This window comes from Rhodonellum psychrophilum GCM71 = DSM 17998 (genome assembly GCF_000381545.1).
Lineage (GTDB): Bacteria > Bacteroidota > Bacteroidia > Cytophagales > Cyclobacteriaceae > Rhodonellum > Rhodonellum psychrophilum.
In genome coordinates, this window is the sequence record NZ_KB906681.1 from 141,609 (window position 1) to 164,550 (window position 22,942).

The 22,942-nt window shown below is 42.8% G+C and carries 14 protein-coding genes; 7 read left to right on the top strand and 7 right to left on the bottom strand.

All coding sequences use genetic code 11. The features are described from left to right. The first annotated feature begins 457 nt into the window (after nucleotides 1–457). Nucleotides 458–1,753 carry an L-fucose:H+ symporter permease gene (gene fucP, locus F824_RS0114560; protein WP_019598647.1) on the top strand — a complete coding sequence of 432 codons (1,296 nt, stop codon included), beginning with the start codon at nucleotides 458–460 and terminating at the stop codon, nucleotides 1,751–1,753. A gap of 48 nt (nucleotides 1,754–1,801) precedes the next feature. Here fucP and F824_RS0114565 read toward each other — a convergent pair whose 3' ends face one another. Next, a complete protein-coding gene (locus F824_RS0114565) occupies nucleotides 1,802–2,563 on the bottom strand; it encodes an SDR family NAD(P)-dependent oxidoreductase (protein WP_019598648.1) in 762 nt (253 codons plus the stop codon). Nucleotides 2,564–2,925: 362 nt separating this feature from the next. Here F824_RS0114565 and F824_RS0114570 point away from each other — a divergent pair, with 362 nt between their 5' ends. The 3 genes from F824_RS0114570 to F824_RS0114580 are packed head-to-tail and all read left to right on the top strand — an operon-like array spanning nucleotide 2,926 to nucleotide 7,120. Beyond that, entirely contained in the window at nucleotides 2,926–4,542 is a 1,617-nt protein-coding gene (locus F824_RS0114570; RefSeq protein ID WP_019598649.1) for an ABC-F family ATP-binding cassette domain-containing protein, read from the top strand. A gap of 12 nt (nucleotides 4,543–4,554) precedes the next feature. Continuing rightward, on the top strand, nucleotides 4,555–5,952 hold the full coding sequence (locus F824_RS0114575; protein ID WP_026333725.1) for a sodium:solute symporter family protein: 1,398 nt from the start codon (nucleotides 4,555–4,557) through the stop codon (nucleotides 5,950–5,952). Continuing rightward, nucleotides 5,936–7,120 (top strand): class I SAM-dependent rRNA methyltransferase, encoded by a 1,185-nt coding sequence (locus F824_RS0114580; RefSeq protein WP_019598651.1) that lies wholly within the window; start codon nucleotides 5,936–5,938, stop codon nucleotides 7,118–7,120. Before F824_RS0114575 ends, F824_RS0114580 begins: the two co-directional genes overlap by 17 nt. 284 nt (nucleotides 7,121–7,404) lie before the next feature. On the opposite strand, the gene F824_RS0114585 is transcribed toward F824_RS0114580, so the two are convergent. The 4 genes from F824_RS0114585 to F824_RS0114600 form a co-directional block, all read right to left on the bottom strand. Then, nucleotides 7,405–10,146, bottom strand: coding sequence for a M14 family metallopeptidase (locus tag F824_RS0114585; protein WP_022582345.1), 2,742 nt, complete (start codon nucleotides 10,144–10,146; stop codon nucleotides 7,405–7,407). A gap of 69 nt (nucleotides 10,147–10,215) precedes the next feature. After that, nucleotides 10,216–10,842 carry a hypothetical protein gene (locus F824_RS0114590; protein ID WP_019598653.1) on the bottom strand — a complete coding sequence of 209 codons (627 nt, stop codon included), beginning with the start codon at nucleotides 10,840–10,842 and terminating at the stop codon, nucleotides 10,216–10,218. A 64-nt stretch (nucleotides 10,843–10,906) separates the two neighbouring features. Beyond that, a complete protein-coding gene (locus F824_RS0114595; protein WP_019598654.1) occupies nucleotides 10,907–12,493 on the bottom strand; it encodes a SusD/RagB family nutrient-binding outer membrane lipoprotein in 1,587 nt (528 codons plus the stop codon). A 20-nt stretch (nucleotides 12,494–12,513) separates the two neighbouring features. Then, nucleotides 12,514–15,765 (bottom strand): SusC/RagA family TonB-linked outer membrane protein, encoded by a 3,252-nt coding sequence (locus tag F824_RS0114600; RefSeq protein WP_019598655.1) that lies wholly within the window; start codon nucleotides 15,763–15,765, stop codon nucleotides 12,514–12,516. A 762-nt stretch (nucleotides 15,766–16,527) separates the two neighbouring features. Here F824_RS0114600 and F824_RS0114605 point away from each other — a divergent pair. Continuing rightward, nucleotides 16,528–16,962, top strand: a complete 435-nt coding sequence (locus F824_RS0114605; protein WP_019598656.1) for a hypothetical protein — start codon at nucleotides 16,528–16,530, stop codon at nucleotides 16,960–16,962. A 188-nt stretch (nucleotides 16,963–17,150) separates the two neighbouring features. On the opposite strand, the gene F824_RS0114615 is transcribed toward F824_RS0114605, so the two are convergent. Continuing rightward, nucleotides 17,151–18,053 carry a DUF1684 domain-containing protein gene (locus F824_RS0114615; protein WP_026333727.1) on the bottom strand — a complete coding sequence of 301 codons (903 nt, stop codon included), beginning with the start codon at nucleotides 18,051–18,053 and terminating at the stop codon, nucleotides 17,151–17,153. 116 nt (nucleotides 18,054–18,169) lie between these two features. After that, a complete protein-coding gene (gene ypfJ / locus F824_RS0114620) occupies nucleotides 18,170–19,057 on the bottom strand; it encodes a KPN_02809 family neutral zinc metallopeptidase (protein ID WP_019598660.1) in 888 nt (295 codons plus the stop codon). A 369-nt stretch (nucleotides 19,058–19,426) separates the two neighbouring features. Between ypfJ and F824_RS0114630 the strand changes: the two genes are divergently transcribed. Together F824_RS0114630 and F824_RS25980 are read left to right on the top strand one after the other, a co-directional pair. Further along, entirely contained in the window at nucleotides 19,427–20,200 is a 774-nt protein-coding gene (locus F824_RS0114630; protein WP_019598662.1) for a 3-keto-disaccharide hydrolase, read from the top strand. A 1,004-nt stretch (nucleotides 20,201–21,204) separates the two neighbouring features. Further along, on the top strand, nucleotides 21,205–22,443 hold the full coding sequence (locus F824_RS25980) for a polysaccharide lyase (RefSeq protein ID WP_019598663.1): 1,239 nt from the start codon (nucleotides 21,205–21,207) through the stop codon (nucleotides 22,441–22,443). Nucleotides 22,444–22,942: the final 499 nt, after the last annotated feature.

Here is a 22,942-nt window from a genome sequence, read left to right on the forward strand (position 1 = left end):
CTTATGGAATCAAAATCTACGCGCGTAGTGCAATCTACGCCGCAGGCAATCTACCCTCTACCCCTTTTGAAGGGTAGATTTGGTTCTGATTAGGTGTCCAAATTGGAGAAGCCTGCGGCGTAGATTCCCTTCGTTCCTTCGGGGTAGATGCCTTCGGCGTAGAAAGGGTTATGCTGCAGTTGATGGATTGAATTGGGGATTCGATTCGCAAAAACATTCAAACAAAAAAATTGGATTGCATAACTTATGGAATCAAAATCTACGCGCATAGCGCAATCGACGCCGAAGGCATTCTACCCTCTACTTTATCAATTTAAAACAACGCCATTGAATCCAAACGACTGCCTTATGCTAAATATGTCTACGCGCATAGCGCAATCTACGCCGCAGGCAATCTACCTTCTACATTCTAAATTCAAACAATGCCATTGAATCCACACGACTTCCTTATTGAAAAATGACAAAAAAACCACTCGTCCCAAAATCCCTCCTTGTCCCTTTTATCCTGATCACTTCTCTTTTTGCCCTGTGGGGATTTGCGAACGACATCACGAACCCGATGGTAGCCACTTTTAAACGGGTTTTGGAATTGAACAATGTTCAAGCATCTTGGGTGCAGATGGCATTTTATGGGGGTTATTTTACCATGGCTTTGCCGGCAGCGATTTTTGTGAAGCGCTATACCTACAAAAAAGGGGTGATTTTCGGCTTGAGTCTTTATGCTTTTGGGGCACTCCTCTTCTACCCAGCCGCAGCTTGGGAAAGCTATTTCTTTTTTCTCATTGCATTGTATATCCTCACCTTCGGACTTGCCTTCTTGGAGACCACTTCCAATCCCTATATCCTTTCTATGGGATCGGAAGAAACCGCTACCCAAAGATTGAACTTTGCCCAAGCCTTTAATCCTATGGGCGCACTGGCTGGATTATTCGTTGCCAAGGAATTTATCCTCGACGCTTTGGAATCCAACAACAGGAGTTCTGATGGCAGTTTGCTCTACGACTCCCTGGATGTTTCCGCCAAGGCAATTGTCCGCAGCAATGATCTGATGGTCATCCGAGATCCTTACGTGCTGTTGGGAATATTCGTGATCTTTATGATCGTTCTGATCTTGTTGGTCAAAATGCCTGAAAGCAAGGAGAAAAACGGGAATTTAGACTTTTTGCCTTCCATGAAACGGTTATGGACGAATCCCCATTTTGTGGAAGGAGTAATTGCCCAGATGTTTTATGTAGGCGCTCAAATCATGTGCTGGACCTATATCTATCAATATGCCGAAGTCTTGGGAATAGAGAATGCCGATGCCGTAAATTACGCTTACGCTGCATTGATTGTCTTTTTGACAGGAAGATGGATCTGCACGTATCTTTTGAGATTCATCTCTTCAGAAAAACTCCTTTACTACTTTTCCATTCTGGCCATGATCCTTGTCTTGGGAACAATGTTTATACAAGGCATGGCAGGATTGTACTGCTTGGTGGGCGTTTCCTTTGCGATGTCACTGATGTTTCCGACGATTTATGGAATCGCTTTGGAAGGTCTGGGGGAAGACGCAAAATACGGCGCAGCATTCTTGGTGATGGCGATCGTGGGCGGTGCCATCATGCCGACGCTTCAGGGAATGATCTTGGATATCGGAGGGACAGGTTATGCCGATACCTTCATCCTTGGCGTTCCGGAAGTCAATTTCTCCTTTATCCTTCCCTTGCTTTGCTTTGCAGTTGTGGGTGTCTTTGCGTTCAGAAGGATTTGAAAAGGGGGAAATCAAGCCACGATAAAAATCCCCCATTCAAAACCTATATTATCCCCCTGCCAAAATCCCGCCGTCAATGGTGTAGGAACTGCCAGTGATCCAACTCGCATCCTCTGAGGAAAGGAAAAGGACCAATTTTGCGATGTCCTCAGGGGCACCCAATCTCTTGAGCAAGGTGGCTTTTCCGGCATTGGCAACGGCCTCTCCGGGATTGGGAAAAGCGACTGCCGAAGCATGGATAAACGGGGTATCCACCGGACCTGGACAAACACTGTTGATCCGGATAGTCGGGCCATAATCCACTGCCAACTGCTTGGCCAATGCCACAAGAGCCGCCTTGGAAGCACAATAAGCGGGGTGATTGGGAAAGGATTTAAAGGCTGCGATAGAGGCATTGACCACTACGGAAGCCGATGGTCTCTTCAGCATTTCCGGCAAAGCATATTTGAGAAGAAAATAGACACTGTCCACATTTGTACGGAAGGTATCGTCCCAGACCTCCGGTGCCAGATCGGTGAGCGAACCCAGACCGAGCATTCCAGCATTCGTGACCACACCATCCAATTGTCCAAAATGCGCTATGGCCAATTCCACCAGATTTTGATTGAAGGCAAGATCTCCCACATCACCTACCAAAAAAATGCATTCCCCATTAAAGGGCAGCAATTCCTCCAAAAGCACCTTGCCTTTGTTTGCATCCCTCCCCGTGACAAGTAGGCTGGCTCCCTCCTTCGCAAAACTTAAGGCAATGGCCTTGCCCATGCCACTTGTGGCTCCGGTGATGATAAATGTCTTGTGAAGAAGTTTCAATTGCTTTTGAATTTTGGTAAAACCTGAGAAATAATATCCAATACAAATATGTGGAAATTGGGATTTTAATTGTCCACTCCCCCTGGTTTTCTTTCATCCTCCTGGTGATCATCCTCTGTGGCATGTAGTGGAAGGATTTAAAAAACAAAGCATTTGCACACTGCAAAGTTTTCAATAGCGCTTTCCCATGGCCCGCCATCAACTAACTTCATTGTATTAAAGTCAATTCTGCAATATTCCCGAATATTATTGATAATCTATTGGTTATGCATGATACAAATTACAATAAGGGAATGCATAACGCTTTTTCTTTTGGAATTTCGTATCTTTGTGACTTCAAAAAAACAAGGAAAAAAAATTAAATGATTTCAGTCGACAATCTCTCTCTCAAATTTGGCAAAAGAACCCTATTTGATGAAGTTAGCCTTAAATTCATCCCCGGAAACTGTTATGGCGTCATCGGTGCCAACGGTGCAGGAAAATCCACCTTTCTGAAGATTCTCTCTGGGGAAATCGACAGTACCAGCGGAGCTGTCAACATCTCTCCCGGCCAAAGAATGGCGGTTTTGAGTCAAAATCACTTTGAATTTGATGAGATAGAGGTATTGAAAACCGTCATCATGGGGCACAAAAAGCTCTACGCCATCTTGGAAGAAAAAGATGCCATCTACATGAAGGAGGATTTTTCCGAAGCAGATGGGATCCGTGCCTCTGAATTGGAAGGTGAATTTGCCGAAATGGATGGTTGGAATGCAGAATCAGATGCTGCCTCCATGCTTTCCGGATTGGGTATATCCGAAAACCTTCACAATCTGAAAATGAAGGAACTTGCCGGAAATCAAAAAGTAAGGGTATTATTGGCCCAAGCCCTATTTGGCAACCCGGACATCCTTATCCTGGATGAACCTACCAATGATCTGGATTCAGAAACCATCAATTGGTTGGAAGATTTCTTGGTGAATTTCAAAAACTTGGTCATCGTGGTTTCCCACGACAGGCATTTTCTGGATGCTGTTTCGACCCATATCGTCGATATTGATTTCTCCAAAATCAGGATCTACTCAGGAAACTATACCTTCTGGTATGAATCTTCCCAATTGGCAGCCAAGCAGAAGACTGACCAAAACAAAAAAGTGGAAGAGAAAAGAAAGGAACTCCTTTCCTTTATCGAACGATTTTCCGCCAACGTGGCCAAATCAAAACAAGCCACTTCCAGAAAGAAAATGCTGGAAAAACTCAACGTGGATGATATCCAGCCTTCCACCCGTAAATATCCGGGCATCATTTTCAAACCTGAAAGAGAAGCCGGTGATCAAATCTTCATGTCTGAAGGATTGGAATTGAAGGATGATGAAAACATCTATTTTACGGATGTCAACCTGATGTTGGAAAAAGGAGATAAGGTAGCCTTCGTCTCCAAAACCAAACAGGCCGTAACCAAATTCTTCCAAACGATCATGGAAGAAATACCGGTTCAAAAAGGCAGTTTCAAATGGGGAGTTACGATCAACAAAGCCTATTTGCCCAACGACAACTCCAAATATTTTGCGACGGATCAAAACCTGATCAATTGGTTGAGCCAATATTCCACCAATCAGGAAGAAGCCTATGTCCGTACTTTCTTGGGCAGGATGCTGTTCACGGGAGAGGATTCACTCAAGAAATCAAGTGTGCTCTCAGGTGGTGAAAAGGTGCGTTGCATGATCTCCAGGATGATGCTCCAGAATCCAAACCTTTTGGTTATGGACGAACCGACCAATCACTTGGACTTGGAATCCATCACCGCATTCAACAATACCATTATCGAATTCAATGGCACCGTGATGATGACCTCCTACGATTATGCCTTTGTGGAATCTTCCGCAAACAGGATCGTGGAATTCACCCCAAAAGGGACCATCGACAAGCGCATGCCTTATGAAGATTACTTGGCGAGTGAAGAAGTAAAAGCGCTCAGGGAAAAAATGTACAGCAAATAAGCAACCCTTCCGTTGTTACTCACAGCTGTCATTGTTTATATTTTCATCACCGTGGCGATAGGTGCCTGGTCGTCAAAACTGGTCAAGAATTCCAATGATTTTGTTTTGGCGGGCAGGCAGCTCCCACTTTTTTTATCTGCATCTGCACTGTTTGCAACTTGGTTTGGTTCGGAAACCATCTTTGGCGCTTCCTCAGAATATCTGGAAAATGGCCTCCAAGGAGTCATTGAAGACCCCTTTGGCGGAGCACTGTGCTTGATCCTTTTTGGGATTTTTTATCTCAAACCCATGTACCGCATGAATGTGCTGACCATCGGGGATGTTTACAAAAGGATCTTTGGCAAAAAAGTGGAGTTTGTCGCTTCCATTTTTATGATCCCAGCCTATTTTGGTTACGTGGCGGCGCAGCTGGTGGCGCTTTCCTTGATATTTTCCAGCATCGCCGACATTTCGATGCTGCAGGGAATCCTTATCAGTGGTGGCATTGTGGTTTTCTACACCTTTCTTGGCGGGATGTGGGCGATTTCGATCACCGACTTCATCCAGACCACATTGATCGTGGTGGGCTTGATATGGGTTGCCGTCATGGTCGCCCAGCAAGCCGGGGGCGTCATGCCCATCCTGGAGTCCGCTCCTGAAGGCAGTTTTCAATTTTTCCCCGATGCCAATCCCATTTCCTGGATCAATTACCTTGGCGCTTGGATGATCATCGGCCTTGGAAGTATCCCCAGCCAGGACATCTACCAAAGGGTGATGTCTGCAAAATCCGAGAAAGTGGCGGTCAGATCCACCTATTTGGCCGGTGGGTTTTATGTGACTTTTGGCCTTCTTCCCTTGTTCATTGCCTTGGGCGCCAAGTACCTGTACCCTGAAATCTACCTGGAAAACAAACAAATGCTGCTGCCAGAGATGGTCCTCAGGCATGGAGGCCTACATGTCCAGATCCTTTTCTTTGGTGCCTTGATCTCCGCGATCATGAGTACCACGAGTTCAGGTCTATTGGCGCCAGCTGCCATCGTATCGGAAAACTTGATCCGGCCCTATTTCGGCGGGAAACTGAAAGACAAACACTTTCTTTGGATTTTGAGATTGAACATTATTGTTGTAGCGATTATTGCCACGCTATTGGCACAATGGAAATCCAATATTTATGAATTGGTAGCGGAAGCCTCCATTCTGATGTTGGTTTCTCTTTTTGTTCCCCTCACGGCGGGTCTCTATTGGAAAAGAGCTTCAGAAATGGGCGCTTTGTTGTCCATCGTGCTGGGAATGATCTCCTATTTGGCATTTTCCACTTTAGAACTGCCTATTTATCCCCATATTGCAGCACTATGCGTCAGTGCATTGTCGATGCTTTGCGGCTCCCTTATTTTCCCCAATAAAACAAATCTTCATGCTTCAATATCCTAAAATCACCCTCCTCAAAGGAAAAGAAATTTCCATCATCAGAAAACACCATTGGATCTTTTCCGGTGCGATCGACAAAAAAGATCCCGATTTGGAAAACGGACAATTGGTCCAGGTTTTCAGTGCCAGAGACCTATTTTTGGGAATCGGACATTACCAAAACGGATCCATCATGGTGCGGATGATCTCATACGAGGAGGCGCCTATTGATCTGGATTTTTGGGAAAAACGAATTGGGTTGGCTTACGCAATGCGACAAAGCTTATTATTGACCAGCAGTCAAGAAACCAATGTGTACCGGCTGATCCATGCCGAAGGCGACGGATTGCCGGGATTGATCATTGATTTTTATAATGGTACTGCTGTGATCCAGGCCCATTCCATTGGGATGGTCCAGCATTTTGATGACCTTACCAATGCCCTTCAAAAAGTGTACGGAGACGGTTTAAAAGCCGTTTATGACAAAAGCGCAGAGACCCTTCCCAAAAACCTTCCGGGAATCCAAAACAAAATGCTCTTCGGGACACCCGAAACCAATCTTGTTCAGGAATACGGTTGTACCTATGCCATCGATTGGGAGCATGGCCAAAAGACAGGTTTTTTTGTTGACCAAAGGGAAAACAGAAAACTTTTCGGCAGCTACGCAAAAGGGAAAAAAGTCCTGAATGCATTCTGCTATTCGGGCGGATTTTCGGTTTCCGCCTTAAATGCGGGCGCAAAAGAAGTGCATTCTGTGGACATTTCTGCCAAAGCGATCGCCCTGACCGAGGAGAATGTGGCCTTAAACCCGGGTTTTGAAGGCACGCACAAAGCCATTGTCGCGGATGTGGTCGAGTACATCCGGGAAATCGACTTGGATTATGACCTCATTGTCTTGGATCCACCGGCATTTGCCAAGAACATCAAATCCCGTCACAATGCCATCAAGGCGTATAAAAAGCTGAATACCGAGACGCTTAAACATATCAAATCAGGGGGGATTTTATTCACCTTTTCCTGTTCACAGGTGATTGACAAACAGCTTTTCGCCAACACGATCACTGCCGCCGCAATCGAATCCGGGAGGAATGTCCGAATCCTCCATTACCTCTCCCAGCCTGCCGACCATCCGATCAATATTTTCCATCAGGAAACCGAGTATTTGAAAGGATTGGTGCTGTTTGTGGAATAGTGGAGTATGAAATCAAATAAAACGGGAATTTTCCATTGTTAACCAATAGGGTGTAATCAAAAATAGTCAACAAAAAATTGATTGTCAGTCAATTACAATATTGAATTGAGTCCGAATTGCATAAAACGGGTTAAACGGTCTGGCATGTACCACCCATAGGTATTCATAAGAAAAATAATCAGTAACCTGACATCCAATTTGTATCCTTTGGGCTTGAGGTTACGATGGAAAGCATAAAGAAACGGCACGGAAAATCCATGCCGTTTTTTTACTTTATAAACCTATTACTTCACATTATACAAATTGTTGAAAAGCATTTTAAAAGTGCCGTGGGACTGGGCCCTAAAGGTAATTTCAGGACTGTAAACAAATAAACTGCCTTTTCCAACCGGTGCCTTAAAAGCAAGTACACCATCCTCAAGATAAGATTGGCCCCAAGCCCATCCACTTTTCAATGGATCCGGTCTATCAAACCAGGCCAAAGGTTCAAGGCCAATTTGTTTTGCTTCAGGCTTCAATTTAAAGACAAGGCTGTTATTGAACATGATATCGGAATAGGGTTTCATACCCCAGTTGGCAGGATTTGAAGTTTCCATCTTCGCTACCATCACACTGCCGGGCACATAATATTTTTCACCTGGCAAATTAGATTCCTTCCCATCCCTGCCGATTTCCATCAAGGCATTTTTCACGGGCAAATCCAAGTGAAAAGCCAGTTGCGCACTGCTTCCCACGGTCAGTACATCTCCGCCATTTTCAAGAAACTTCTTGATTTGTGGGATTGATTTTTCGGGCGTGATTTCACCCAACAAGTGATGGTATTGGGATGGAATTTCCTCAGGAGTGGGCATTCTTCTGGCATAATTGGAAGGCGCTTCTCCATCATTTACGGAAGGAATACCTCCACTGATAAACAAGAGGATATCATATTTTTTATGAAGTTCTCCTGCATCGATATCCTTGGCATACACCACATCAAAATCGAAATGGTATTGTTCCAGCATCCACCTTACCCAACCGGACGGCATGGATCCTCCATAGGTATCAAAAAGCGCGATTCTTTTGGCCTTGACTTTCACCAAGTCTTTCGGACTGTTTTTCATCGCCAAAACAGGAATCCCGAGATTTTCGGTCAATTTCCCAAGGGCGGTTCCACCATTGCTGGGAATATAAAACGAACCCTCAGGCAATCCTTGGAATGCACTTTTGGTCCTGAAAACATCAACTTTTCCCTTGATCAGTTCATTTACCAATACGAAAGCATCATTGATGTGCGCACTGATCATGTATCCTGATTTGGAGGATTCAAACTTGGAAACCGGAATCCCCTGTAATTCTCCATAAGAAAGGGTTTCGAATGGTCCATCAAATGCTTCCATTATCCGATCAAAACCCACACCCATCTGGTAGGCCAAAGTCCAACCCGCGGCATCATACGGTCTGATAGGAGGACCTCCTGGATATTGGAAGTCATTTGGATAATCCTGAGGCTCAAACATGTCAATTACATGGGGACGAAATGCCTGGTCCGTTTTGACTACATAAGCCCCTTTCAAATATTTTTTTCCGTTGACTGTAAAATCTGCCATGGCTTTTTCAATCCTTATCCCTGTTCTGACAAGCGCATTGACAAACTTAACCGCTGTGGCAAAATCTGTCTGATCGGCAGGAATGATGAAACCTCTGGGATCACGCTCCATTGGTGCCAAATAGATACTGTCATAATATTTGGATGGGATCACACCGCCTCTGGCTTCCCTTCTGGTATCTCCGGCGGCTTGTTTTGCCAAGTCTGCTTGATGTGCTTTTTTGATGGCATCGATTTTCCTTGGAAAAGCAGTCCAATAATCCATATTCCCCTTACCAATGGAGCTTTTACCCATTGCATAAATATTGTAAAGCAAATGGTCCTTGTTTCTGGCGGCATAATCCAAAAGCGCAAAATTCAGCGAAACAGAATAATCGATGGATTGCTGAAAGTGCCAGGATTTTTGGGGCATCACCGGAAATGGTGTGTTGCTGTTGGGAATCATTCTGTCTGGCACCAAAGGAATTTCTTCCGGATTTGGTCCGCCGATAATTTCCGTCAGGATTCCGATCATGTTGTGAAAGTGGGTGGTGGTCCGAAGGCCTCCATTGTACCATGTAGAGAAAGAAGATCCATCCATTCGGGTAAATCCAGGCTTATTTTCGGTGATCAAACGGTTGTACATCGCGGCACCAACTGCATCGATACCTGTCACCATCAGCGGATCAAACACATAATTGAAAGGATCCCTGTAAGGAGGTCCGGCCAAAACTGACCCGGCAGGCCCTCTTTGATGATGGTTGTACATGACTTGTGGGATCCATTCGACAAACAATTGGTAGCCCATATTCCGGGATTCCTTCATGTTTTGGATATAAAAATCCCTATTGTTGTCATGGCCGATATATTTCTGGTACAACACAGGCAAATTATTGAGGCTGCGTTTTTCAGGTACTGAATCTTTCATGTACCAATCTCCGATCAATTCATGTCCATCTGGATTTGCGTGCACAAAAAGAATGATTACATCCTCCAAAATCCTTTGTGTTTCGTCGTCCTTTCGGCTCACCATTTGCCAGATGGTTTCTATAAGTTGGTGGGTAGCCACCGTTTCCGTGGAATGCAATCCACCATCTATCCATACAACCGCTTTTCCTTCTTTGGCCATAGCCCTGGCCTCGACCTCACCAAAACCCTCTGCTCTGGCCATCTTGGTTGAGATTTCTTTGTACCGGTCCAGTTTGTTGTGGTTTTCAGGAGAGGTTACGATGAGCATATATTGCTCTCTGCCTTCCTCAGTTTTACCGATCGATTCCAACTTCACCAGATCCGAAGCTGCTGCCACTTTTTTGAAGTAAGCCTCGGTTTGGGTATAGTTGGCCAGATGGTAATCCTTTCCGATTTTAAAACCAAAATGTGATTCCGGTGAAGGAATCCCCTGTCCAAAGGCTAGGGAGTAGGCAAATAAAAAGAAAACTAATATCCTTAATTTCATCATGCTTTTTAATTTCTTTTGGGTGAATAAAAAAGTGGAATACCGAATATCGGCATTCCCCTTCAAAGGATTTTATTTTAGATTTTTGAATCGAACCCCCACTCTACAGTCGCACAATTCCCCCCTTGATTCGTCACAAGAGTTGTCATTGTACTGGGTTATCCTTGTACCATCTGACATGACGACGACAAACTTGAAGAGGAAATAGTCATTCACCCCGATGGTGGCTAAATTTGTTCCGGTGAGAGAAGCCAGCTCAGCAGGAGTAAAACTGTAACTTTTGGGGAAAGAATTCACCTTTTCGAAAAGTTTATCCGTGGCCCTAATCGTGCTGGGCAAAGGAAATTGACGTTCGTTGGGATGAACTTTTGCCAGAGACAAAATGACAGGATAGACAGGTACGTTGTTTTCCCTTTTGTTGAAGCTGACATATACTTCAATTTCAGAAACCGCAGCCCTTCCACTCGCATCATGGAAGTCCAATTCCCATTCAAATTTTTGACTTGTTGCAAAATCAGGGTCCGCCATATTGAAGAAGGATACTTTTGCAGAAGAAAAGGTAGGCAATGCCGAAGCCGCAGCATTCAAGTTGACTTTGGGTGTGGGGGCATATTTAAAGTCCTCCCAATCGTAGTCTACCGTTTTACAGGACAAAGACAGTAAAACCAAAATCCAGGTATAAGAAAGATATTTTTTCATAAATGTTTATAGGTTATTCAGCGGGGAATAAAGATCCGCTGACGTTATGAATTCAGATTAAGATTTATTTTTTCCAGAAAACAGGGACAATTTGTTGATTCCTTTGGAGTTGATCTCTCGTGTCCACTACTGTTTCATTTGAGGTCAATTCCGTTTCCGAGTAATAAAACCTTTCCGGAAAAACATCAAGTGGAGCAATTAGATCCTGCAATTCAGGAAGGCCGGTTCTTCGGTAATCATTGTAGGATTCCACACCGTTGCCATACATTGCAATCCATTTTTGCATCATCACCAACTCCAACTTGCCTTGCGCGGTAGCACTTGCAAAATGTTCGGAAAGTCTGTTTATGAAACCTGTACTTGTCGCAGGAGCAATCGGAAAAGCAGGGGAAAGTTCATTGATTGCCTGAAAATGGGCTGCTACCGCTTGGTTCATCAATAATCCTGCATCCTCACCAGTATTCAAAACCAATGCGGCTTCGGCTCGATAAAATTTAACCATTGCATGGGTAAGCAAAGGCAAGATTCCCGCACCGGATCCATCTCCATTTGCAAACAAGGCAATTTTAAATGAATTTCCAGTTGTCCCGGTAGCTGCACCTATATTGTTCAGGAATATATTATCATCACCTAAGGAAGGCATTGCGCCATTGTCATAGAGACCAGCTGCCGGATAAATGCCTACAATGGCCCTCGTGTTTTGATCGGCAGGCGATGCTGCACCATCTCCCGGATAGCGGCCATAATAGCCTTCACCCACCTGAGAGTTTGCCAAACCTGCTTTTGCGTTGATCCTGAATATATAATACCGAAGTCGAGGATCATCCTGTTCCTTTAAGCGATCCACCACAACCATGCTTACATAACCGTCACGACCAGGAGCGTACCCGGTTGTGAACCATGGATGTCTCGTATTTGGGGCAGCATTGGTTCCGAACAAAAATGTGAAATCATCACTGTTGTTATCGATAAGAACTCCTGCTTGCACCAAGTTGGAAATCGCCAATTTAGATCTTTCAGGATTGACCAGTCTCATCTGCATGTAAAGCTTCAATTTCAAGGAGTTGGCCATTTTTTGCCACTTCAGTTTGGATCCCTGGTAGAAAAGGTCAGAGGAAGAAACCACTGTGAATCCCCTGTCCATATCCGACAAGGCCTCATCGATCAATCCGATCAAATCATTATAAATCTCCTCCCCCTTATCAAACTTAGGATCAGCCACTTTTGCAGCATCGAAGTAGGGAACATCCCCCCAAACGTCTACCATTGTACTGTAAAGAAAAGCTTTTTGAATCTTGGCAATGGAGACATATCCCCAGCTGGATTGCGCTGTGCCTTCTTGTATGATGGTTTCCAAATCCGGTATTGCCTGTGTATAGAACCCAAGCCAGGCTGCCTGGAAAGTAGTCCCACTTTGATCATATCTGTTGAGACTCCCCGCAGCCCTATGTTGGATCACATTGGAGGCTCCCCTGTTGATATTGTCAAAATTTCCCGCAATCGACAGCTGGGTTGCCGGTAGGAGCAAACTCAGTTGGGGAACGGTCGGATTGTTGGGATCATCATTGATATCGATGAAATCATCGCAAGCAGTAAACAGGAACTGAATGGCCAAAAGGCAAGTCCCAAGTATATATGTTGTCTTTTTCATGGTTTTCTAGTTTTTTCAGATTAAAAACTTGCTCTTAGGTTTACTCCGTATCTTTTGGTGGCAGGCACGCCCAAATCGTCATATCCAGGATTATTGGACCCGGCAGTACTCACTTCCGGATCATAATTCATGGCCTTTGGCGTGTTGGGAGCCAGGTACCAAAGGTTCCTTCCGCTTACGGAAATAAAGATGCTCCCAAAAGGCGTTTTTCGGAGCATAGTGGATGGCAACGAATATCCCAAAGAGACTTCCCTCAATCTGATCACAGTGGCATCGAAAATGGTGGCTTCACCGATATAACCTGCACTGGGGCCACTTGGGCCGAATCCACTTCCAAAGAAATAATCATTGTAATTCAATGCTGTATTGTTCGGGATCTTATTCCCGTTTTCATCCAGCAAAGGCAACCTGGTGTTCACATCTCCCAGTACACCTTGGCCGATCCTGAATGAATCCCTGTCTTCGGTATCTTTCAATACGCCTCGGGCATAAGTCTCGCCAATGGTTGTAGATAGCAAATCACCTCCTTGTTTCCAATCAAAAAGAAAATCCAAAGTCAGTCCTTTTAAAGTGAAGGTATTGCTCAGACCAGCGATGAAATCAGGATTGGGATCACCGATTGGACCATTTGTGGTGGCCAAAATTGGCTTTGCCGTCTGAGGATTTACGAGGATATTTCCTTCATCATCTCTGGCATATTGGGTACCAAAAATCATCCCATATGGCATTCCGGCAATATGGACGTTTCCACCATAGGTCAATTGGGCAAATCCGCCTATGTTTTCCACCCTGTTTTTGTTCCTGGTGAAATTACCCGAAACACTCCAATTCAGGCCATTGTCGGACATCAATGGATTGGCTGTCAAGCCAATTTCAATTCCTTTGTTGGATGTTTCGCCAAGATTGATGATTCTGGTCAGGAATCCTGAAGAAGGAGCCGAGTTCACCACAAAAATCTGCGAGGTACTTAGTTTGTCATAATAAGTCAAATCCAAAGTGAGGAGGTTTTGAAAAAACCTCAATTCAGTACCGATTTCAAATTCAGTGATAAACTCTGGTTTTAACCCCCCATTGGTCAAGCTATTGGACAATGTCTGCGTACTTACATTGGCACTGTTTGCATTGGAGAAAGGAGAACCTATTCCACCAAAACTTGCATTGGCATTGAAAACATTGATGGTTTGATAAGGATTGGCTTCATTACCAACTTTCGTGTAGCCCATTCTCAAGGAACCGTGATTCAAAACGCCTTTGGGCATTTTCAAAGCTTCCGTGAAGGTAAACTGACCGTTTACACCTCCGTACAAATAACTCCTGTTGGCTGCGGGAAGGGTCGACGATACATCATTCCTACCAACAAAGTTGAGGGAAGCAAACGATTTGTAGTTAAAGGTCATGTCAGCAAAGAATGCATAAAACCGTTGCTGAATCAGTGCCTGATTGTTGGGAATGCTTGACAGGGTGATGGTCGTAGTGTTTCGAATATCATTGATTCCTGACACGATGATTCCATCTCCTGAAAAAGCAGACCTTCTCGTCGTTCTCTGATTGATGTTGTTTCCCAAAATACCGGTAAAGGAAAGGTCAGGGGTAATATTGGTGGAAATGGTTGCCATTAAAGTATTGTCCAACTCTTGACGATTGATATTGTCCGTGTTGATGGTTCCATTGGCATATACGCTTGATCCTTTTCCAAGAACAGAAATACGGGCATCCGTGAAGCCGTTAAAGCCGAATGTGTTTTGAATGGTCAGCCATGGTGTCACTTTTTTTCCAAGAACAAAACTCCCAAAATACCTGTCCACGCTACTTGTCGAAGGACTGTTTTTGACAGACCAATAGGGATTGTCCAATGCCCGATAATAAATATTCGCACCAGTAATCGGATGTTCAAATGGATAGCTTGTCAAATCATAACTCGTAGGCATGAAGAGCAAGTTGCCCATCACGGAACCGGACCCACCAATTGGTGGACTTTGCTGATCCGTTTTTACATAATTGATGGTACCCCGCACAAAAAACCCATTGTCAAGGTTGGCATTTCCTCCCACATTAAAGGAGGTTCGAGTGACTTCGTTTCCTGGCACAACCCCTTTGTTTTCAGTGCGACTGGCTCCGACCAATAAGCTGGCTTTTTCTGTTCCCGTATTGATGGTAACAGCATTTTCGTAAACATTACCGGTTCTGAAAAAATTACGCTGGTTTTCTCCTGCATAAGACCTGTAAGGGACCTCTAAAGGAGTAACACCATTACTTTCATAAAATTCCGGAAACACACTTGAAGGATAGGCTGTAGAGGCCAATGGATGCGGAATAGTAGGTCTAGAACTGTAGGGAGAACCATATGAACCGTAAACGCCCGCCCTGTAATCGCCGTTGGTCCCTTGCCCATACAATTGTTGGTAGTCAGGCAATCCAGATAGTTTCTCTGTGGAATAGGATGTGCTGTAGGTGATTTCCATGCCCTTCCTACTCCTTTTGGATCCGGATTTTGTGGTGATGATGATTGCGCCATTTGCAGCACGTGAACCATATAATGCAGAAGCAGCCGCTCCTTTAAGAACAGTCATGCTTTCGATGGTATTTGGATCAATGTCAAAGGCCCTGCTGGGCGTTGATTGATTGGATTGGGTCTGCCTAGATCCACTTGGTTCAAAAGTGGAATTGTCAAATGGAATCCCATCCACGACAAACAAGGGTTGGTTATTGTTTCCCAATGAAGAATTTCCTCTGATGGTGATGTTCGTGGATCCGCCTGCAACGCCACCGCCTCCCTGTACATTGACACCGGCGATTTTTCCAGTCAGTGATCTGATGGGATCCGGCTCATTTCTCTGCGCTACCTTATCGGCATTAAGCGTGGTGACAGCATAGCCCAAGGTGCTTGCGTTCCGCTCAATACCCGCAGCAGTGACAATGACTTCGCTGAGTTGAATATCTCCACTAAGTTTGACGGTGACCTCGCTTCGGTTTCCAACAGCCACTTCCATCTTTTCGTAGCCGATATAAGAGATGACTAAGATGTTTTCCGAAGGTCCAATTTCAATGGTGAACCTTCCATCAAGATCTGAAATCACACCTCTTGTTGTCCCTTTGACGAGAACATTTGCACCGGGAATCGGCAAATTTGCTTCATCAAGGACAACTCCTGACACTTGCCGCTGCTGGGCATAAATTTTTTCATTTGCATTGATGAGAATTATCCCCAAAATCAGGAAGAGTATCTTCCAGTTTTTCAGTGAAATCCCCGATTTGGTAAAATCGATTTTCATAAATAAAGGGTTTTGAGTGGTTGGTAAAAGGGTACAGACAACAAGGCATGATTTCTCCTAAGAAAAAACATCTTTGGCAAATGGCTAAAATTGGGGTATATAAATGGTTATTTTGGGAAAAATAAAGTGTATTTAAGAAGTAAACAGGCTTAATACACGATTATAAAACTACCAAGATCCTTCCTAAACAATGCACCATTCAAAAAAATAGAGATGGATTTGAATAGATTTTTGCTTTTAAAATGAATGTGTTTTTATTTAAAAATTACATTGAATTATTATATTTCAAGATTATAAAACAAAATAAATATTATTTTTTTTAAAATTTTTTAAATATTAAAAAAATGAGCACTTTATACGCAATTCCACTTATCACAATCTTATATTTAAAGCACAATGAAAATGGCCATAAATTCATTTTTTTACTTAAAAAAGTTAATTCAAGCATCATTAATAGACCTATATTTTAATTATTGAACTATTAATTGAATAAAATAGTTAATTTTTAAACCGACCATTCAATTTTATTATTTTTAAGCATCAAAAAATAACACAAATAAACATTTGATGTAAAACCCGCAAATCGCAATACAATTTGAACTCACGGCTATTTTTGGATCAAAGAATTAAATGTTCATACAACTACTTCACAAAAACGAATAGACCTAAAAATTAGACGAACGCAGGTATAATTCAAATTAATACAGAGAAATTCTCCCAAAACAGACTTAATTCCTTAATTTCACCACAAAAAAAGAAAACATGTATACAGGATTACAACACCTACACTCAGCATTGGCCTATCTCGCACTTGCGGTGCTTTTCATTGTGATTATTTTAGCGCTTGTGGGAGCCTTGAGCAACAAGACTTTTAATGAAAAGGACAGAAAAATTGCAATGGCAGGATTTATCATTTCCCATGTGCAATTATTGGTCGGCTTGATTCTTTATTTCGTCAGCCCTTTGGGATTTTCCCTATTGACCGGCGGTGGCGCCATGCAGGATCCGGTTGCGAGATTGACAGCCTTGGAGCATCCACTCATCAATATCATTGCGATTGTCGTCATTAGCGTGGGCTATATCAGGTCCAAAAACATGTTCCTGAGCAAATCCAAGTTCAGGTCCATTTACATGATGTACGCCATCGGATTGGTGCTTATCCTATCAAGAATTCCTTGGGGAAATTGGTTGGGTTAATTTTAAAACCACAAATAAGTACCTGCGAAAAACGATTTCCTCAAGTATTCCGCTTTTTGCTTTTCGTATTAGGTGTTTCGTAAACAAACACCAAATGAATGTCAAATGGAAATTGATTGGATAAAAACACCCTTTGGAATTGATTTTCACAAATTCCAAAGGGTGTTTTGTTTTCCCAAAAGGAAAACTCAATAAATGCCGTAATTTTTTTCTCCGGCGGTAATGGCGACGTCCAACACATTCTGCCTAGGCGGAAGTGGGCAAGTGGCGTGTGGCGTAAAAACACAGGGAGGATTGTAGGCCATGTTGAAATCCAAAACCGTGTTTCCGCTGGCCGAAGGCTTTTTGATGTAAATATATCTTCCGCCACCATAGGTTTCCTCACCACTCGTACCGTCCGCAAAGATCAAGAACAAATCCTCCTCTCCCCCATCCAAAGCATCCAAACGGTAGGTGCTTCCCCAAAGCTCAAATTCAATTGCTCCAGGGGAAGGATTGGGAGTGGTTTGGCCCAAAACGTTTGTGATATCGATCATCTTCACAGGATCATAGGGGATGAATGTCGCCTCCAATCTCCAGTCAATATCCACAGGATATCTTTCTATTCCATCAAATTGGCTGACTGCATCTGCTTCCAAATCCCTGAGCCGAAGACCGATGACTTTGTCCCTTTTGATCAAATTGAACCGTAGGCTTTCATAAGCCAATTGAGGCCCTATCCCATTTTTAAAATTGGACACAATGGTTTTCTCCCTTAACTTTTCTCCTTCCATAACAATCCCTTCCTGTACCGGAATAAAAAAAGCAAGACTGTCTTTCAGGAAGAAGGAACCCAATTTTTCAGGCATGCCTGAAGGCAAGACAATGACAGTCCCGGCCTTGGAGCCCATTTGATTTTCACCTTCCTCCAACCAAAACAAGCCGATGAGATTCAGCCAGCCCTCGGGAGATTTGAGACTTGTCACCCGCGCGTCATACCAGTTCTCCACCAGTGCGGAATGCGCTTCGGGACTCAGCGTCTCGGCTCCTTTGCCATTCCCACAACCCATGGAGAATGCCAACAAAAGACATATCGTAAAATACCTACGCATAAGGCAGCGGATTTGGAATCATGAAGGAAGGTTAATATTTGCCCACGAAGGACGGTATCAAATAGATGAACTACTAATACAGGCAATCCAAAGAAGATAAAGTTGGTGATGACGCATTATAAATCCGTAGCACTAAAGGTATCTCCCTGAGCAAAATCCCCGGTTGTAAAACCCTTTTTAAACCAACGCATCCTCTGTGCTGAAGTGCCGTGGGTAAAGGAGTCCGGGACTATTCTTCCGGTAGATTGTTTTTGGAGCCGATCATCCCCGATGGCATTGGCTGCATTCAGGGCTTCCTCAATATCTCCGGGATCTAAGACATTCTTCATCTTTTGGGTATGGTGTGCCCAAACCCCGGCAAAAAAATCAGCCTGCAATTCCAATTTGACCGACAACTCATTGTATTCCTTGTCGCTTATCTTTCCCCGCATGGATTGGACCTTGCCACTGATGCCCATTATGTTTTGGATATGGTGTCCCACTTCATGCGCAATCACATAGGCTTGCGCAAAATCGCCCGGTGCATTCAATTTTGTTTTGAGATCCTGGTAAAAACTCAGGTCTATGTAAACCATTTCATCTGCCGGACAATAAAAAGGACCCGTCGCCGAAGATGCTGACCCGCAAGCCGAACTGACACTTCCCGTATACAAGACCAATTTTGGTTCTCTATAATCCTGAATCAACTCATTCCAGACATCTTCCGTATCGGCAAGTACCACAGCGGTAAAATCTGCCAATTCCTGTTCAGCCGGACTGGATTGATAATTGGCAACATTGGTCATGTTGCCACCCCCCATAAATTGTTGAATCAAGGTGAGGGGATTGGTGCCAGTGATCCACATCAACAATAAAAATCCCGCGACGATGACCATTCCCATCTTTGAGAACAGCAACTTGATCAGTGGTGCGATCAAAAATGGGGAAATCCCTCCCCCGCCACCACCCGAGCGACCTCTTCTGTCATCGATATTGCTACTTTGTCTTCTTCCTTGCCACTTCATGTTATCTGTTGTTATTTGATCTAAAATTACATTAAATTTTTGTTCCAATTGTTTTTGAATTGCAGAAGCAATACCTGAAATCAGCGCAATCCCATGTCCCTATGATGGAGAGGATTACATTTGGCCAAAAGGCCATTTCCCAACCCCCTCTCAAGATAGGTTTTGGCAGTTTTTTCTAGAATGAGCCTACTTTCTGCATGTAAAAAGCTTGGAGAATTTTCAATTCTTTTTTTCAAAAAAAAAGCAGTCAAATTTCAATCCATAAAATCCCCACCTCTGGAACGATCAGCAACCTCCGTGTAAAAAGCCTATTATTTAGGATGCCTCGGATGATTATTTTCTATATTTCTGGAATAAACCTTAAAACCTATGGAAAAAAGAAAGTATTTCACAGCCCTATTTTGCGTACTCGCATTTGTATTGCCACTTACAATGAAGGCGCAAACTGGAGTAGGCATTTCAAAACCCAAAAAAGCCAAAATGCTTTTCGATGGCAGCCGCGAAATGTTGGATTCGAAGTGGACCTATTGGAACGGCCCACGATTAAAGGCCGAACTCCCCATCAAATGGGAAATTGTATCGGACCCCGTTGATGAAGGCTTTGCGATGAGCAGCAACGATCCATCAGGTGCGGGGGGATTGTACGGAGCGGCAGACATCGTGACCAAGGAAGAATTCAAAGATTTCAGGCTTCATGTGGAGTTCTTGGTAAAACAAGAAGGGGGAAACTCTGGTGTGTACCTCCAAAACCGATATGAAATCCAGATTTTGGATGGGGATTATGGCCTGCATGGGATGGCGGCCATCATCAATGAACATCTTCCCACTGAGGAAGCCTATAATGGAATTGGAAAATGGAATGCTTACGATATCCTTTTCAAGGCCGCAAGATTCAAGGACGGCAAACTCTTCGAAAAAGCCCGTGTGACAATTTACTTCAATGGCAAGAAAATCCATCAAGACAAGTCCATCGATCAAGTATGGGGAGGCCCCAATTCGGGACAGGACGGAGGGAACGATGGTGGGAAAGGAATTACCGACCGACCCGGAGGAATCAAACTCCAAGCAGAGGGACATGAGGTGCTCTTCAGGAACATCTGGATCACGCAAAAAAAACTGAAAAACAGCGGAACAGATTTTTAAATCATCAGGCCATTTGGGTTAAAAATCCCAAATGGCCTTTTCTTTTTAAAATCTAAAAAACATTTAAAAAAAATGCAGATTAATCTATTTTTACCACTATCATTTTAATTATATTTTTTCATTTTTTATTTATTTTTTTAAAAAGTCAAATTACCTACTCCTAAAAGTCAAGGAATTACACAAAAATACCAATACAATCCCCAGAGCAACATCTTAAAAATATAAAGCGTTAACTAGCTGTATAGAAATCACTTAAACTATCTCATTCGATCTAAAAAGGTGGTCATTCGAAGTGTCTTCTAGTTCTGTTATTTTTTGCCATAAATGGATTTATATTTTGTTAATTGAATTATTTATTATTTTATTGCCCTAATAAATATAACAATACAAATATTATCAGAAGGCGTTCAAAAACCATAAAATTATATTTTAAATAATAAAAGACAATTAAAATGGTGCGAAGGACGAAAAAAACAGCAACAAAATGGGTATCAATTCATCAGTTTTAAAACACCAATTCCCCAAATAAAAATACCGAATGAATCCAATGAAAAACACAAAACATCAAATAACTCAAGCCACAGTGGATTTCACCCTCCAATGAGCTTTCTCAAAATTAGGACTAGCCTAATGGCACAAAAATTGTTTTTTGCCGCACCACACCCAAAAAAAATATAACTAATTATTAATCAGTAATATGCAAAATTAAAAAAAGTAAAATCACCTTTCGAGAACACAATTTCTATTCAATCGATTGTTTTTAGAAATTAATTTCGGGATGTAATCACCCCTTATATTGCCCGGAACAAGAATCACCCATTCTCCCTCTTAGGCAAAAGCCAATTTACCCAAAACCACTCATGATATTCATGAAAAGATATTCTATTGCCAAAAACCAACTCTTACTTAATTAAACCAAACCAAAATTAATGACAGACAAAAACCAACTCTTATTTAATCAAACAAAAACCAACTCTTATTTAATCAAACAAAAACCAATTAAAATGAAAAACCAATTTCTTAAAATCACCCAACTATTCACCCTTTTGCTACTTGGCTTTGGAATCATTTCCTGTGACGTGCAGGAAATTGAAGACCCCTTGGCCGAATCAGAACAATTGTCCTTTTTAGCCACCAGCATTCTGGACTCAAACGGAGAAACCGACCCCAATCTCAGGGTTGCCGCCAATCTCATTTACGATGAAAACTTCGAGGGAAGCAATCCTTTGAGCTTTACTTGGAAACAACTTGCTGAAAGTTATTCTTTTGGAACGGTTACCAACCCTGTATTTCAGGGAAGCAAAGCCGGTAAATTTGAACTGAGATATGGTGACAAGATTGTGACCAATACCGGAGTAAGAGCAGAAGTATTGTTCCCTGCACAAAACAACCGCGAAAGATGGTATTCTTTTGCAGTGAATTTCCCTGCAGATGGATTTCAAAAAGACAACGATACTGAAATCATCTCTCAGTGGCATCAAGAAACATTGGGAAGTCCAAGTGCTTCTTTGAATGTAAAAAATGACAGGTTGATCTTGATTGTAGGAAACGTACAAAATGTCGGATCAAGCAAGAAAGACAATATCGATTTGGGTCCCGTACCAAAGAATTCCTGGAATGAATTCGTTTTCCATTATGTACACTCAAACGGATCGGATGGTTTGATAGAAGTATGGCAAAACGGGAATAAAATCCTAACCAGAAAAGGCGGGAATATTTACCCAGGTGCGCTTCCAAAATGGAAAATCGGGGTTTACAAGTGGACTTGGGCAAGCAATAAAACAGATGTTTCAAAAAGAGTATTGTATTATGACAATGTGAGAATGGGCAATGAAAATGCCACATTCAACGACATGAGTTCTTCTGGAACAACTGCACCGGCACCAGCCCCGACTAGTCCTACTACCACTACCCCAACATCCCCCATCTCAAGCTTTACCTTGATTGCAGCCAATGTAAACAGGGATTTGCAGGTGATCAGCGAGGGGAACTCAATTTCCACCAACACGCATAAATTGAATATCCGTGCCAATATGGACTCCGGTTTTAAAGGAACTGTAAAATTCAGTTTGTCTGGAACAAGAACCCATACCTACACAGATAATTCAGCTCCTTTCTCTATGTTTGGAGATGATGGAAAAAGCAATTATTACTTTGGTCCTGGACTTTCCAAAGGAACTTACACCTTGGTGGCCACACCTAGCACAGGAGCTTCCAAAACCATCAAATTCACCATTAAATAATTTCACTTATTTCAATCAAGGGCTGCCTTATGGGCAGCCTTTTTTTTTACCCAAAAACCAAAACTAGTCATCCCCTGACATTTCAATATTTTTTAGATGCACCCAAACTCCCCTTTCTCAAATCTTGAAACCCGAAATATGCAATAGGTTTCCAAATGGGATTGAAACGGAAAGAAAATCAGATCATTGGGAGAATAATTCCAGACACCAATAGGGTGAAATCAAAAATAGTCAACACCTAATTGATGATCAGTAAATTAAAATATTAGATGGAGTTCGCAATGCATAAAACGGGTTAAATCATTAAGTGGAAGAAAAATGCTGAACATTTTTTTCGCTGAACCAATCCTTTGCTTTTTCCCTAAAACTTTAATCTGTGGATTGTCCTTTTTATTTCGAAAAAAAAAAAAGATCCAAAAACCAATTCAACTCTAACTTTTAGATGGAAAAGCCTTTTGTTCATGTTGCTACATGGTCTAGGAAAATTTTCATGCGGTTC